This is a genomic window from Martinezella sp. CNPSo 3957 (assembly GCF_057784395.1).
Genome location: NZ_JBXSOU010000019.1, coordinates 66,925 through 82,395, shown reverse-complemented (window position 1 = coordinate 82,395; position 15,471 = coordinate 66,925). Strand labels below are relative to the sequence as shown.

The window sequence follows — 15,471 nt, the reverse complement described above, 5'->3', positions numbered from 1 at the left end:
GGCTCCCTCCGGTCGCCGGTGAGCGATGCGTTAGTTGATCGAAGTCAATGGCTTGACGAAGAAGAGACACGGATCGCTTTCGCGCCAGAGGGTTGGAAATATCTCGGCGCGGATGAAGCCGTTTCTGTCGTAGAAGGCACGCGTCTTTTCATACTGCGGTTCGTCCCGGCCGCGCGGCGCAAGCGTCTTGACCGTCAGAAGCTTGCAATCGGAAGAGCGGGCGAAGGTCTCTGCCGCGGACAGCAATCGCTTGCCGACGCCGCTGCGATGATGCCGGGGCCGCGTTGCGATCACGAGAATCTCCATCGCAGATGGCGGATGGGCGCGCAGCGACACGAAGCCGGCCACAGTATCCTCCTCGACGCAGCCGAACATCGGCAGGTTTTCCACTGCGCCGGCGCAAGCTTCGATGACATCCGGATCGGCGAACCAGTCGGTGAGTTCCGACATGATGTCACGACAGATGGCACCCTTCGATTCGGTTATCTCGATGGTTTCCTGCATCTATTCCTCCCTTTCCTCGTTGTGGAGCACTGATTGCAGACCGGGAGAGTGCACGGCCATCAGGCCCGCATCTCCCGCACGGGTGCCGGCCGGTTTCGCCTGTGAGTACCGCCTGCATCGCAGTCATGCCCGGCTTCGAGCGAGATTGCGGCGAGGCACCGCGAATGAGCTTCGCGCAGAAGTCCGCATACGAGCGCGCAGGACACACCTGCCTCTTTGGCGATGGTTTTCTGAGGGACATCGTCGAAATAATGCTCCTCATAGAACTTTCTGGTTCTTGCGGGCATGGCTTCGACGGTGCAGCGGAAGGCCTTATAGGCTTGAGCTTCGTGAAGATGTTCCTCGGGACTTCCATAGGCGGAGGTATTGCCGCCGACTTCCTCTTCAAGGAAAAGGCCGCGCTCATATTGCAGTCGCCGCATATGATCCGTCGCCAGATTGCGCACCATGCGCATCACATAGGGCGCGGGTGCCGCTATATCTTCCTTCAGCGGTTTGGAAACCAGCTGTAGGAGAACCTCTTGCACCACATCCTCTGCCAAGCTCATGCAGCCAGTGATCCGGCGTGCGACGGAGAGGAGCTTCGGATAGGCGTGAAGTGCTGTTTGGAGTTGCTCATTGGAAGTCGACTGCGAATGGGTGGCAATCATGTCGGGCTCTCGCTGAAATCCAAAGTTGCATTTCTGTGTGTCCCTCTTTTTGAGAGGGAACCTATAAAACATGACAATGATAGTCAAGATAGCAGAGTCGAAAAGTGAAGCATCTCGTAAATCGAGGCTTATCCGACTGATTTTATTTCAATTTTTTTGCCGATCTAGAAGAAAATCCCGCTTTTGTGATGCTGCCATTTCGGTCTTGTTGCAGCTCTGGATGTCGCGATAGCCCATTGAAAATCCCCACTTTCTCCATTGCTGATCCGGCCTGAATGGATGAAAAATGCTTCGCCCGACATCTGACCTTTGCTTTCAAAGGTTGTATCACCTGGCATCAATATCACGCTTTGCGGGTCGGCCAGAAAACCCTGGCCGAAGCATTTCAGCGCGGCCTCTTTCTGGACCCAACAGGCGAGAAAAACATCGCGGCGATCTCGCTCATCCAATTGATGCACCTGATTGAGCTCTTGTTCGGAAAGGATCATCGGCATGATCTCCGAGGCTTCCTTCTCCGAAAATGCGTCGAGGCGCTCGATATCGATGCCGATGTGGCCGCCGCGACAGATCGCGAGCGCTACGCCGTCTTTCGTGTGTGACAGATTGAAGTCGATGTCGGGATAATCGCGCAGGTAGGGCCTGCCGGAAGGGGTAATCGCAAGACAAAGTGCTTGCGGGGCGCAGCCAAGCCGATTGGCGAGAATGCTTCGGCATAGGACCCGCCCAGCAACGAAAAGGCGCCGCGCCGAGCGTGATTTGAATGCTGCGGCACGGCTTTTTTCTGCCTCGCTCAAAATCGAGTCCGGTACGGGATGCCCGTCAGGCAGGTGCAGGCTATGAAGTTCCACCTGCGCCGTCTCTTCCCCCGATTGGCCCGTCTTCACCTATTCGGCTGCCTGTCCCATGTGAGAGGGAAGGTTCGAGGCCTGTCCGTGTGTTTCCCACTGTACGATGGGATCGAGCTGATCGAGATCGAAATGCTGGCGGCCGAGCAACGCGTTGGCGATGACCGCGCTGCGCCATGCGGCAAGGCTGAGCTGCGGCTCGGCAATGCCGTGGCTATGGCGTCCGGCATTGAGAACGAAGATGCGGTTATCACGTGGCCCATCCCATCTGAGCGAGAAATCGCTTTCCAGCACCGGTTCGCCGATGGAGTTGAGCTCGATGCGATTTTCGAGCGAATGCAGAAACTCCGGAAGCACGAAACGATAGCCGGTTGCAAAGACGACCATGTCGACCGTCAGTGTCTCGATGGTGTCATCGAAGCCGTTGCGCATGGTCAGCGTGATTTCGGGACCATCCTGCTCGGCTGCGATGACGTTGCGGAAGGGGCGCAGCGATATGCCGTGATCGGGGTTACCGGCGGCATCGAACTTTCGCTCGTAGAGCCGGCGATAAAGCTTCTTCAAGGTGGAGGCGGAAACGCCGTCGCTCGCCAGTACCTGCCGGCGCGTGTGCGTGAGCCGCAGCTCCTCGGACAGTCCGTGGAAACGCTCCATATAGCCTGGCGTGAAGAGTTCGTTGGTGAAGGGCGTCGCATCGAGCGGCTCGAAATTCGGCCGGCGGCTGATCCAATGGATAGACGAAACCCTGTTCAGATCCAGGAGCGCTTCGACGATCTCAGCGCCGCTTTGGCCGCCGCCGATAACGGCTATGCGGGGCGCTCTGACATCACCGATGCGCTGCATCGCTTCGCTGCTATGGAAGGTCAAAGATTTGGGCAGTTGCTCGGCCCAGCTTGGCCGAGAGGGGATCTTGCCGACGCCGACGGATAGATTACGGGCGCTGATCGCGCCGTCGTCGGTGATGATGGCGAAGAAGCCGTCATTGGCATGGACTTCACGCACGCTGTTGCCGAAGCGGAGCGAGGCCAGGCCGCGCGCGACCCATCCGAGATAGTCGGCGAATTCCTTGCGCGGAACGGCTTCATATTCCGCATTGAGAAACTGATAAAAGCGTTTATGCGCAACAAGATAGGAGAGAAAGCTCCAGCGGCTTGTCGGATTGGTGGCGGTGACCAGATCCTTGAGGATGGATGTCTGCATTTCCGCACCCGGCAGCATCATTCCCGGATGCCATGCGAAGGATGGACGCCGTTCGAAGAAGCGGACGGAAAGTTGCGGTATAGAATCGAGCTGAGCGGCAAGGCTGAGGTTGAAGGGACCGATTCCGGCCCCGGCGAGGTCGAGCACGTGCGATGTCATGATGCAGCTCCAGAATGATGTCGAAGAGGGGGTTACTTGACGGCGTCTTTGGACAGCGGCGCCGGCGCAAAAGCATGGTCGAGCCGCCGGGCGAACCGCTGATGGAAGGGCGTTTTGCCGATGATCGTCAAATGGTTGGTGCCGGTGACGATCTCCGATGCCGTCGCGTTTGGCGAATATCGCCGCCAGTCGATGACGTTGAGGGCACGCGTGAGAGAATCTTCGGCCGCAAAGGCATGGATGCGGAAATCGGATTGCTCCAGGCGGTAATTTCGAAAGATCATCGCATTGTCGATGAGGATCCAGAATGTGTGCTCTTCCGAGCCGATATCGGGACCATCCGTTGGCAGTTTGACGTTATGCTTGACGATATGATGAAGGAACTGTTCGTAGACCTCCTCGTTCATGGCGGTGAAAAGTCTCTCCCAGTCCTCGCGCATCGGCGTAGTCGCAAGCCAGCTCTGCACGGCGGCATGGGTGCGATCGCGGATACCGTCCTCGAAGTGCGGCATAATGCCGACGGTGAACTCCTCGTCCATGTCGCAGACATCGACCATGCCGATCATGCACAGGTCGATATCGTTGCCGAGCTGACGCGCGGCCTCATAGGCGAGCAGCCCGCCCCACGACCAGCCGAGAAAGGCGCAAGGCCTACCCTTGGCTTGTCTGCGTACGGCTTCGGCGTAACGCGCGGTGATATCTTCGACGCGGGTGCTGAGCGTCTTGGTCTCGGTCAGCGAATAGCAAATGAAGCCGGTCGCCGGCTGTTCCGGACCGAGATAATCGACGAGGCGCATATATTCGCGCGTGCTGACGAGGAGGCCCGGGAAGCAGTAGAGCACCGGCCGGTCACCGTTGCGTCTGAGGTAGACGACATCGACGCCGGTTTCGTCGCGACTGCCGTCGATGGCGAGCGCAAGATCGCGCACGGTAGGGTGATTGAACATATCGGCGATCGTCAGCGGCCATTCGGGATGGCGCGTCTTCAGGCGCGAGACGATGCGCACGGCCATCAGAGACTGTCCGCCAATATCGAAGAAATTCTCCGTGACACCGATATCGCCGATGTCGAGGATATCCTTCCAGACATCCAGGATCGCTTTTTCCTTGTCATTGGCAGGTGCTGCCATTTCGCGTTCGATGCGCGGTGCGGGCAGGGCCGCGCGGTCCAGCTTGCTGTTCGGCCCCATCGGCAGCTTGTCGATCAGCATGATGGTCTGTGGCACCATGTAGTCGGGCAGGGCCGTCATGGCGGCGCGGCGCAGCTCGGTCACACTCAAGCTCTCGCCCTCGCGCTGCACAACATAGGCGACCAGAGAACTGCGGCCGCCGTCATTGTGCAGCAAGATGACGGCCTCGGCGACACGCCGATCGGAGCGCAGCACGGCTTCGATTTCGCCCGGCTCGATGCGGAAGCCGCGCAATTTGATCTGGTGATCGACGCGGCCGGCGAATTCGACGATGCCGTCTTCCCGCCAGCGGCCGAGATCGCCGGACTTGTACAGTCGTCCGCCAGGCGTGAAAGGATCCGGAATGAAACGATCCGCCGTCAGCTCCGGCTGGCCGAGATAGCCGCGTGCTAGGCCGCTGCCGCCGATATAGATTTCGCCCATCACGCCGACCGGAACCGGCGCAAGGTCGGCATCGAGCACATAGATGCGCCGATCGCCCACGCCGCGGCCGATGGGTGCGACCGTTCCCTCGAAGCGGGTGCCAGCCGGAATCTTCCAGATCATCGGCGTCATGATCGTTTCGGTCGGGCCGTAGCCATTGATCAGCAGCTGCGCCTTCAGGTTCTCGGTGATCATGTCGAACACCGCCTGCGACAGCGCTTCGCCGCCGAAGGAATAAAGCCGCAGCCGCGGGATTTCGCCGTTTTCCCCGGCATATTCGGCAAGGCCGCGGACATAGCTGGTGGGCAGGCTGGCATTATTGACGCCGTGTCGCTTCATCGCCGCGAAGGCATCTTCTGGTGTGGCGAGCTTGTCCTGCGTCAACACCACACCTCCGCCGGCCATCAGCGGCACCATCCAGCGCTCATGGCCGCCGTCCGAGGTGAAGGGAAGCACGGGATATTCGCAGGATTCCTCGCTCATCTCGTAGATGCGCAGGGTCGCCTTGCAATGGTGCGCGAGTGGTCCGTGCTCGACCGCCACTCCCTTCGGGACGCCTGTCGAGCCTGACGTGTAAATCACATAGGCAAGTTGCTGTGGGGCAATGGTCGTTGCCGGCGCGCCCACGTTCTCCGCGGACAGGTCGATGGCATCGAGATTGAGATAGGGCGTGGCGATATCGCTCGGCAAGTTGGCGATGTGCTTTGCGCGGGAAATGACGAGCGAGAGGCCCGGGGCCGTCAGGATGTGACGATTGCGCGCTTCAGGATGATCCGGCTCTACCGGCGTGAATGCGCCGCCAGCCTTCAGCACGGCAAGAATGGCGATGATCGCGTCGATCGATTTTTCAAGGGCGATGGCAACGCGCTTTTCCGGGCCGATCCCCATCGCGATCAACCGATGAGCCAGCCGGTTGGCGGCAGCTTCGAGTTCGCCGTGTGTCACGGATTTCTCACCCTGTGCGACGGCAAAGGCGCTCGGCCGCCTTTTCGCCTGCGCGGAGATGACCTCGTGGATCGGCGTGCCGTCGTCGGGCTCCGGCGCGTCCGGATAGGGTGCCGAAAGCCTGTCCAGCTCTTCCGGTGACACGAAGGGAATATGTTTGACCTGAAGGTCGGGGCTCACCTGTAACTGCGCAAGTGCCAAGGCAAGATCGTCGGCGAAGCGTATGATTTGTTTTCGATCATGCTTCTGCGGGTCGAAGCCGATGCCGATACGCAATTTGCCGATGGATGCGGGGGAAACGGTAACGACCAGATCGGCATCGCGGCGCGCCGGCGGTTCGATGGGGCTGCGCAGCGTGACTTCGTTCGAGGTTGCTTGCAGGAGATGCAGGGGCGGACGCACATCGAGGAGCGTCTTGACGAGGCCGGTGGTGTCGAAGGATTCGTCCCGTCTTATCAACGCATCGGCAAGAGCCTCGAAGGGTAGGGATTGCCTGATAGCCATATCGATTTCCTTGACGAACGCGTTACGAACGTCCTTGAGCATCATGGTGCCGTCGAGTTCCTGCGTCAGGATCAACACGTCCTCGCAGCGAGCGGCAACTTTCTGCCTTTCCGGCCGCGTGACCAGGCCGATCCTTTGAGTGCCGTATCCGGTATGGCGCCGCAGGGCGATCCCAAGGGCGGCAAGCATATCGCCGGAGGCGTTAGCGGACGATTGTACCGGCACTTCGAGAATATGCTCGAACCAGGCCTCGTCGACCGTGTTTTTTCCCGCCGATGTTTGCGGCGGGAGTGACGCAATGTTCTCCTGAGCCGTCAGCCGCTGGAACCAGAAGTCGACCAGTTCTGGTGCCGCATGGCGCGGTGCGCCATTGGCAATCATCCACGAGGCGGCGTCGGGCAGTACGGTCTCTGCGATATCCGCCGGGTCATGACCGTCAATGTTGTGAAGGAAATCCGTCGCAAGCAGGTCGAGCGCCGCAGCGTCGACAAGGATGGCGTGGAGGGAGAATAGGGCGCCCACCGCCCGCGCTTCTTGCGTCAGGAGGATGAAGCGGGCCGGATTGCCATCGGTAAGGTCGATCGGGCGGGCCTGTTCCGCTGTGGCAGCCGCGGTCAGCGCGTCGTCCAGGTTTTCGCCTGCAGTCAACTTCGTCTCGATGATCTCGACGAAACGGCCGTTCCTCAGGATCTGCTGGACGGCGCCGCCTGCCCGTGCCTCGAATTCCGAGGTAATGAGGGGATGTTGCCGTGAAAGCTTTGACAGGCCCCGATGCGCGACAGCAAGAGGGACGGGAGGAAACGCGATGGCGAGTATTTGTCGCCCGTAGACGACTTCGTTACCAGTCTCGGACAGGAGCCAGATACGTGACTGTGTCGGCGATAGGGAGCATTTGGCGAGAAAATCCGTATCGTTTGCTGCCTTGGCGTTGCGATCGTGGATAGTCATTTCTTCGCCGCTCTCCTTGAATGTATTGAAATACATATCCAATCGATCGAAATGCAATAACGTATACTTCTCAATATCTATGAGAGATATTAAGTTCAATCGATCGATATCCATGTCTTATGGCGTCGATAAACTCGGACATTCCGAAAGTTACGTCGACGTAGCTGCATAACGAATGGGGTTTCGGAAAATTCAGATGATTTTCGAAAAATATTTTTTGGAAAATATTTTGAATTTTTACTGACGTCGTTCGTCACCGCAGAACTAGCGCTGTGTTTGGCCTGCAGATTTCAACCGGCGTGGTTCTGAAGATATGGAGATGAAAGATGGATGCTTCCCTGGCGATCAGGAGCGATGGGACGGCGGAGAAATCCTTTGATCTGCGCCTGCCGGCTTCGGGCTTCGAGAGCAGCGCGCTTGCCTGCGGCCAGCCACTCATCATATCGGCAGGGCATGCACCGGGGAGTTTCCGTGTCGAGTATCACGGAGTGAAGATGGCCTCAGGTCATCTATCGGGTCCGGCCACCAATCTCCTCGTCTTCGATACAATCTCTACCGCAGTCCCGCCGCTTTCTGACGAGGATATCGTCAACGCCGTGTCGGAAGCCGTTCTGGCATGCAATCCACAGCTGGACTGCTTCGAGATCGCGCTTGCGGATGAGGATCTTGCAATGCGACTGCTGGAAACCGGCGCGATCGACCGGCGCGGCGAGCGCCTGATCGTGCGGCCGGAATCCTTTTTCCAGCAGGCAAGATCCTGGCTCGGACGTGCGCCCAAGGCCTATCCGGAATCTCCGATCCTGACGAATGGTGCCCTTCATCCGCAGCGGCCGCCGAAGCCCGCCGGCCGTGTCTACAGCCGCTTCATTCCCTGGCTGAATACCCAGCTTGGCTTCCATGTCGCCGATATCGAGGCCGATCTTCCCCATTTCCATCGCTGGATGAACGATCCGAGGGTTGCCGCCATATGGGAAGACAGCGGCGATCTTTCCTATCATCGCGATTTCATCGCCGGCCGCCTTGCCGATCCCCGCACTCTGCCGCTGATCGGAACCATCGGGGGTGTGCCCTTCGGCTATTTCGAGCTCTATTGGGCGAAGGAAGACAGGATCGGACCGCATTACGAGGCCGACGGGTATGACCGAGGCTGGCATGTGGCGATCGGCGAGGATGATTTCCGCGGGAAGGCCTTCGTTAGCGCCTGGCTGCCGTCGCTGATGCACTACATGTTCCTGGCCGATCCACGCACACGACGTATCGTCGGCGAGCCGATCCATCATCACACCCAGCAGATCCGCAATCTCGACCGTTCCGGCTTCGCCAAGGTCAAGCATATTCAGTTCCCGCACAAGAAGGCGCTGCTGGTCATGCTCCTGCGTGAGCGCTTCTTCATGGACCGGCTGCTGTTGCCGGATCTCACCGGCTTGTCCACAGAGGATGGGCAGCCTGTCCTTGGCTCGCTGGCGCGAGGCGCCTGATGAAAACAGCCGTCGATATGAACGATCCGCGCGTCAAGCGGCTCGTTCTGGCGGTCGCGCTTCCGGCCGTGGCAGGACTTGCCGCCAGTGCCGGCCATCATGCGATCAACGCGATCTTCCTGGGAACGCTCGGCCCGGACATGCTGGCAGGCATCAGTCTGGTCATGCCACTGTTTTTGCTTGTCGCGGCCGCCGGTCAGGGGCTGGGTATCGGGCTTGCGACGCTGCTTGCGCGCTACCTTGGCGAAGAGGATCTCAAAGCCGCTGCATCGGTCGCCACGACAGCGCTCGCGGCGACGGTCCCGCTCGGCGTTTTCTTGTCGATCCTGATCTATTTCGGCCTGCCGGATTTTGTCGGCGCACTTGGCGCCAGCGACAATCTCCTCGCTCCTGGGCTCGATTATGGGCGGCTGCTTGCTTTCGGTCTGACACTCGGGCTTTTGCAGGCTATCTGCGATTTCATAGCGATCGCCGAGGGCAATTCACGCTTCTCGATGATCGTGCTGATCGCGAGCTTCGCCTTGAACGCGGTTCTCGATCCGGTCTTCATCTTCCTCTTCAAGCTCGGCGCGTCCGGCGCGGCACTAGCGACCATCGTATCGTCCATTGCAGCCCTTGCATGCTATGCCGTCTACTTTCTGCGCCGATGGGGAACGGTGAGCGTGACCGGCGGGGCGATATGCTGGCAACTGCTTTGGCCGATCGCGCGGATCGGCCTTCCCGCTGCCGCAACAAGCATTGTCACGGGCCTCGGCTTTCTGGTCCTGATGCGGGAGGCGGCGGTCCATGGCGGCGATAAAGGTGTCGCGGCAACGGCGATTGCCATCCGTCTGATGACCTTGGGACAGCTTCCGTTGTTCGGCTTTTGCCTCGGTGCCCAGAGTGTTGTCAGTCACGCCTTTGGCGCCGGCGATGCTGAGCGGCTTAAAGCCGTTATTCGGTTCATGCTGGCTGTGACGATACCGGTCGCATTGCTCTATTCTATTCTGCTGTTCTTGGCTGCCGAGCCGATCGCGCGCCTGTTCACGGATAGCCAGGACGTCGTGGATGAGGCAGTCGCCTGGCTGCGGTCCCTCTTTCCTATCTTTCCGCTTGCGGCCTTTCAATCCGTCCTGCTCGTCATGCTGCAATCGCGGGGCAGGGCGGGTCTGTCCGCCCTCGTCGGGCTTGCGCCGCAGGGCTATCTGCTGATCCCGCTTCTGCTCCTGCTGCCGCTTTGGATGGGCTTTGCCGGCGTTTCAGCCGCCGTGGCTACCGCTGCCATCCTTGCTGCCATCCTCGGCGGTCTTGTCTGCTGGCGGGAATGGCTCGCCATTCTGCCGGCCGACGCACCCGGCCGCCTTGTTGGCCAATCGACACTTCACTCCTGACCCAAGAGGACCGCCATGAACGAGACGCCGAGATTCGATGCCTACCGCCACGCCATTCCCGATACGCTGATGCCGCCGCGCGACGATCCCTTCGATGCCGCCGTGCCGCCGATCTATCAGACATCCCTCTTCCTGTTCGATAGCTACAAGGAGCTGGAGGACGTCTTTGCCGGTCGTTCGAAGAAGCCGATCTATTCGCGCGGCGACAATCCGACCGTGCGGCTTCTGGAGCGCAAGATCGCCGAAATGGAGGGCGCGGAAGAGGCGCGTGCCTTCTCGAGCGGCATGGGCGCGATTGCTGCCGCGGTTCTCGCCTTCGTCGGCCCAGGCGATCGTATCGTCACCGTCCGGCACGTCTATAGCGATGCCTTCCGCTTCTTTGAAAAAATCCTGAAGCGCTTCGGTGTCGTCGTCGACTATATCGACGGCACCGATACGGGGGCTATGCTTGCCGCACTTCCCGGCGCCAAGCTCGCCTATCTCGAAAACCCGACATCGATGGTTTTCGAGTTGCAGGATCTGACTGCGATCGCCGAGGCCGCTCGCCGCCATGGCGTCGTAACAATGGTCGACAATTCCTGGGCAACACCGCTCTTTCAGAAGCCTCTCTCCGTCGGTATCGATATCGTCATTCACGCGGCCTCGAAATATCTCGGCGGCCAGAGCGACACGGTTGCAGGTCTGGTTACCGGCTCGAAGGCGCATATCGACCGGATCAACAGCGAAATCTACCCCTACACGGGTGCGAAGCTCGCGCCGTTCGAGGCATGGCTCGTGCTGCGTAATCTCGAGACACTGCCATTCCGCATGCGGCATCATCATGAAGCCGGGCTCGAAGTGGCATCCTGGCTTGATGCCCATGCGGATGTGACCAATGTCATGCATCCGGCACTCGGCGACCATGTCGGGAAGCGTACCTTCAGCGGCTTTGGTGGGCTGTTTTCCTTCGAGGTCTCAGAGCACATCGATGTAGCCGATTTCGTCGATGCGTTGCGCCTCATTCGCATCGGTGTCAGCTGGGGTGGACCGGAGAGCTTGGTGGTGCCGGCAAAGGCAGCTCTCAGCATTTCGCCGGAGACGAATGTCTTCGCGCGCTTTGGTGTCAGCGAGCGAACGATCCGCCTGAACGTCGGACTGCACTCGGCCAAGGAGATCATTGCCGATCTCGAGCAGGCCCTTGTTGCCGCGAGGCGCTAGCCAGCTGCAACACTCTTGTATTCAGAAAGGGGTGGAGTGACACGGTCGCTCCGCCCATACTATTATTCATTGTTGATCCATTCCCGCCCCGACCCGATCGAGACAAGATGACCATCCCTTCCAATGAAACGCTGAGCGCGCTTGCCGCCGAATATGGGACGCCGCTCTGGATCTATGATGCTGCCGCGATCCGCCGCCGCATCGCCCAACTCTCCGCCTTCGACGTTATCCGCTATGCGCAGAAGGCCTGTTCGAACATTCATATCCTGAAAGAGATGCGCAAAGCGGGCGTGCGGGTTGATGCCGTCTCGCTCGGCGAGATCGAGCGGGCGATGCGGGCAGGTTTTTCCGCCGGCAATGCGTCGGGAGAAGCGGAGGTCGTCTTCACCGCCGACGTCTTCGATCGGCCGACGCTGGAACGCGTCATTGCCGACAAGATCGAGGTAAATATCGGTTCCATCGACATGCTGCTTCAGCTGGGAGAGCGCTCGCCGGGCCATAGGGTTTGGCTGCGCATCAATCCGGGCTTCGGGCATGGCCATAGCAAAAAGACCAACACCGGCGGCGAAACCAGCAAGCATGGCATCTGGTTCGAGCAGTTACAGGAGGCCATGGCGCTGACGCGGCAATATTCGCTGAAGCTCGTCGGGTTGCACATGCATATCGGCTCCGGTGTCGATTATGGACATCTGCAGCGTGTCTGCGGTGCAATGATCGGATTCTGCCGCACGCTGGATGTCGATATCGAGGCCATTTCCGCCGGCGGCGGCCTGTCTGTGCCTTACAGGGAGGATGAGGAGGAGATCGATCCTGCCCATTACTTTTCGCTCTGGGACAAGGCCCGGCGCGAGATCGAGACGCATGTCGGCCATCCGATCCGGCTTGAGATCGAGCCGGGCCGCTTCCTGACAGCGGATGCAGGCGTATTGCTGGCAGAAGTGAGGGCGGTCAAGATGATGGGCCGCAACCGCTTCGTGCTTGTCGATGCCGGCTTCAGCGATCTCGCCCGGCCGGCGATGTATGGCAGTTACCATCACATCGCGGTCATTCCGGGCACGGCGCCTCGCAGTGCTGCCGGAACAATCTTCCCCACCGTTGTCGCAGGCCCGCTCTGCGAATCGGGCGATGTCTTCACGCAGACCGACAACGGCACGGTGGAAACCCGCGATTTGCCCGAAGTCCATGTCGGCGACTATCTCGTGTTTCATGGTGCCGGCGCTTACGGCGCGACGATGTCATCGAACTACAATAGCCGTCTCTATGCGCCAGAAGTGCTGATCGACGGCGAGACGCATCGATTGATCCGCAGGCGGCAAACGCTGGATGAATTGCTTATGCTGGAAGGCATTTAAACGCGGCCGATTTCCAGGCGAAAGACGAGCCTTAACTTCGGCCAAGCAGGGGCTTTTCCGCGGTTGCGAAATGAATATAGTGGCCACGTCCGCGTGTCGTGTCCGACTGCTCTCTTATCATCTCTGGCCGCAAGGCGTGAAAGTTCTGCACCGCTATGCTGGCCTGGCTTGATCAGAAAACCGAAATTGTCGAACACGCCGATCAATCCTCGCACTATTTCGAGCCGGCTCACGCAGCTTATTATAACGGGAAGCCCGGCCAGCCGTTGAAGCTGATGCTGCAGGCGCGCAGCGACTTCCTGTCGATCTGGCGCCGCGCTGATTATCGCGAGCATGTGGCGGAGTTCAAGCTTCTGGGCCGCCAGCTCATCATCGTCAATTCGCCTGAAGCCATCCGCTATGTGGTGGCGAAACGCCATGAGAATTTCGAGCGCAAGACGCCGCAGATGCGCCGCGCGCTGGAATATCTTTTGGGCGATGGTTTATTCATATCCGATAAGGAAACCTGGAAACAGCGCCGGCCGCTGGTCTCCGATATCGTGCATAAAAACCGCGTGCCGGCCTTCGGCGCGATCATGCAGAGCACGGCAAGCGAGCTTGCCGATCGCTGGCAGAGCCTGGGTGAAGGCGCTGAAGTCAACGCCCTGTTCGAGATGGCGGGGCTGACGGCGGAGATCATTTCCCGCAGTGTCTTCGGCAATGACCTCGGCGAAGAAAGCGCCAATGCGGTGACCGAAGGGTTTGCGAGCTACCAGTCGCTGGTCGATTCCGTCAATTTCGGCTATTTTCTAGGCTTCGATGAAGGTTTGCCGATCATCAAGACGCCGAGCTTGAGTCGATCGGTGAAGCGCATTCACCGGATTATCGATCAGGTGATCGAAGATCATCTGGCCGGCAAGGGTGATAACAGTTCCATGGTCGAACTGCTGATCCGTCGTCAGCAGCGCAATCCCGAGCTGAAACTCGATGTCGTGGCGCTTCGCAACGAGGCTGCCACCATCTTCATGGCTGGCCACGAAACGACTGCGGCAACGCTGACCTGGGCCTGGTACCTCTTGGCAGGTGCGCCCTGGGTGGAAGAGGCAGTTCATGCGGAAATCGACGCCGTCTGCGGCGATCGGGTTCCCTCGATCGATGATGTTGCGAAGCTAGACTGGTGCCGTGCGGTCATCGAAGAGACGCTGCGCCTCTATCCTCCCGTGCCGATTCTAGCACGACAGGCGGCCGAGGCCGACCAGATCGGCGACGTGAAGGTACGCAAGGCCGCATTGGTGCTGATCGTGCCCTGGATCCTGCATCGCACGGATTCGCTCTTTCCCGAGCCGCATCGCTTTCACCCCGAGCGTTTCCTCGGCGAGACACGGCCGACGCCCTACAGCTATATTCCCTTCGCGGCCGGCCCGCGCGTATGCCCCGGTCTGCAGTTCGGCCTTACCGAGGCGATCCTTTGCCTGGCGATCCTGGCCAAGCGTTTTCGTGTCCGGATCAGGGATGGACACAAGGTTCAGCCACAATGCCGTCTGACGCTGCGTCCGTGTGAGGGCATGCCCGTCACATTGCATCGGCGTCGGGGATGACGGCTGGGGACGAAGGCGACGAAAGAGTTGTCGCGTCAAAGCGCAAGGCGTGGACCTATGAGCCTGCCAAGGCCCCGCCCTTGGCCGATTTCGCAGCCGGCGGTAACCACCGCAAGGCATTTCTGCGCTACTGGGTCTTCGAGAATATCGACAATGCCGTCGATCTCTTCTTCTATTTTTCCTTCATGCTCTTGCCGGCCAGCGTCTGCTCGGATCTCGGCGGTTGGCTTGGGCGTCTGCTTGCTCCCCGCTTTCATAAAGCGGCTTACACGCGCGCGGCAGCCAATCTCAAGACGATAAGGCCCGAACTCACGGATATCGAGCTCCAGCGGCTTCTCGATGCCTATGCCGATTCTCAAGGGCGGCAGATGGCGGAATATTCTGTCGTGCCGAGACTGGCACGGTGGCACGTCCGCATGATTGGCACCGAAGGGTTGGTTGAGCGTTGCAGCCAAGGCCCGGTGATCTTCATTGCGCCGCATATCAGCAACTGGGAAGTGCTCTGGCATTGTCTTCTCGATATGGGGCTTAATGTCACCATGAATTACGACCCGCCCAAACGCCGCTCACGCCACTATATCGTCAATCGGCTGCGCAAGGGAGCGGGGCTCGGAATCTTGAAGCCCGGCCGCAGCTTCGTCCGCCCGGCTCTGAGAATCCTGGAAAACGGCGGCAATCTACTGATGTTCTGTGACGAGGGATTTAACGGACGTATCCGAGCGCCATTCTTGGGCAGGCCTGTGCACCTTGAGGGCAATTATGCGCTCATTGCGCGAATGGCGAGGAAGACAAATGCGTTGATCTATCCGATTTATATCGTTCGGGAGAAGGGGGCGCGATTTGCGCTAACAACCTTGAAGCCTTTCATGCTCCCCGAAAAGTTCGGCGTTGAGGAACATCTTGTTCAGGAGGTCGCGCAATTGAATGCCGTGATAGAACCGGTAGTGCGCTTGCATCCAGAGCAATGGTATTTTGTCGATAATCGACTGTAGCGACAAGCGAGATTCAATTTGAGCATTTCGTAATTGGCCATTTAGATATCGCACCACCTTAGTCAGCTTGCGAAGCTTACGCATTATCTGTGACCACAGGTTGCGATGTGATTTAGGAGATCGAAGCCTATAAGCTA

Annotated in this window: 11 protein-coding genes; 6 read left to right on the top strand and 5 right to left on the bottom strand. The window is 59.3% G+C overall.

Features of this window, described 5'->3' with window-relative positions:
* Positions 1-30: 30 nt before the first annotated feature.
* From AC13QE_RS29085 to AC13QE_RS29065, 5 genes are all read right to left on the bottom strand, one after another.
* Entirely contained in the window at positions 31-504 is a 474-nt protein-coding gene (locus AC13QE_RS29085; protein WP_132720143.1) for a GNAT family N-acetyltransferase, read from the bottom strand.
* A gap of 59 nt (positions 505-563) precedes the next feature.
* Positions 564-1,154: a sigma-70 family RNA polymerase sigma factor gene (locus tag AC13QE_RS29080; RefSeq protein WP_488486334.1), complete on the bottom strand. Its 591-nt coding sequence runs from the start codon at positions 1,152-1,154 to the stop codon at positions 564-566.
* 164 nt (positions 1,155-1,318) lie between these two features.
* A complete protein-coding gene (locus AC13QE_RS29075) occupies positions 1,319-2,038 on the bottom strand; it encodes a 4'-phosphopantetheinyl transferase family protein (RefSeq protein WP_488486333.1) in 720 nt (239 codons plus the stop codon).
* Positions 2,039-3,358 carry a lysine N(6)-hydroxylase/L-ornithine N(5)-oxygenase family protein gene (locus tag AC13QE_RS29070; protein WP_488486332.1) on the bottom strand — a complete coding sequence of 440 codons (1,320 nt, stop codon included), beginning with the start codon at positions 3,356-3,358 and terminating at the stop codon, positions 2,039-2,041. It lies immediately after the preceding gene.
* 32 nt (positions 3,359-3,390) lie between these two features.
* Positions 3,391-7,368 (bottom strand): amino acid adenylation domain-containing protein, encoded by a 3,978-nt coding sequence (locus AC13QE_RS29065; RefSeq protein WP_488486331.1) that lies wholly within the window; start codon positions 7,366-7,368, stop codon positions 3,391-3,393.
* 326 nt (positions 7,369-7,694) lie between these two features.
* Here AC13QE_RS29065 and AC13QE_RS29060 point away from each other — a divergent pair, with 326 nt between their 5' ends.
* The 6 genes from AC13QE_RS29060 (at position 7,695) to AC13QE_RS29035 (ending at position 15,334) form a co-directional block, all read left to right on the top strand.
* Positions 7,695-8,846, top strand: coding sequence for a GNAT family N-acetyltransferase (locus AC13QE_RS29060; RefSeq protein ID WP_488486330.1), 1,152 nt, complete (start codon positions 7,695-7,697; stop codon positions 8,844-8,846).
* Positions 8,846-10,216 carry an MATE family efflux transporter gene (locus tag AC13QE_RS29055; RefSeq protein ID WP_488486329.1) on the top strand — a complete coding sequence of 457 codons (1,371 nt, stop codon included), beginning with the start codon at positions 8,846-8,848 and terminating at the stop codon, positions 10,214-10,216. Before AC13QE_RS29060 ends, AC13QE_RS29055 begins: the two co-directional genes overlap by 1 nt.
* Before the next feature lie 15 nt (positions 10,217-10,231).
* Positions 10,232-11,413, top strand: a complete 1,182-nt coding sequence (locus AC13QE_RS29050; RefSeq protein ID WP_488486328.1) for a PLP-dependent transferase — start codon at positions 10,232-10,234, stop codon at positions 11,411-11,413.
* 107 nt (positions 11,414-11,520) lie between these two features.
* Entirely contained in the window at positions 11,521-12,765 is a 1,245-nt protein-coding gene (lysA, locus tag AC13QE_RS29045) for a diaminopimelate decarboxylase (RefSeq protein ID WP_488486327.1), read from the top strand.
* A 155-nt stretch (positions 12,766-12,920) separates the two neighbouring features.
* Complete coding sequence (locus tag AC13QE_RS29040; protein ID WP_488486326.1) at positions 12,921-14,342, top strand: cytochrome P450; 1,422 nt, start codon at positions 12,921-12,923, stop codon at positions 14,340-14,342.
* Positions 14,339-15,334 (top strand): lysophospholipid acyltransferase family protein, encoded by a 996-nt coding sequence (locus tag AC13QE_RS29035; protein WP_488486325.1) that lies wholly within the window; start codon positions 14,339-14,341, stop codon positions 15,332-15,334. The genes AC13QE_RS29040 and AC13QE_RS29035 overlap by 4 nt, the downstream gene beginning before the upstream one ends.
* The last annotated feature ends 137 nt before the right edge of the window (positions 15,335-15,471 follow it).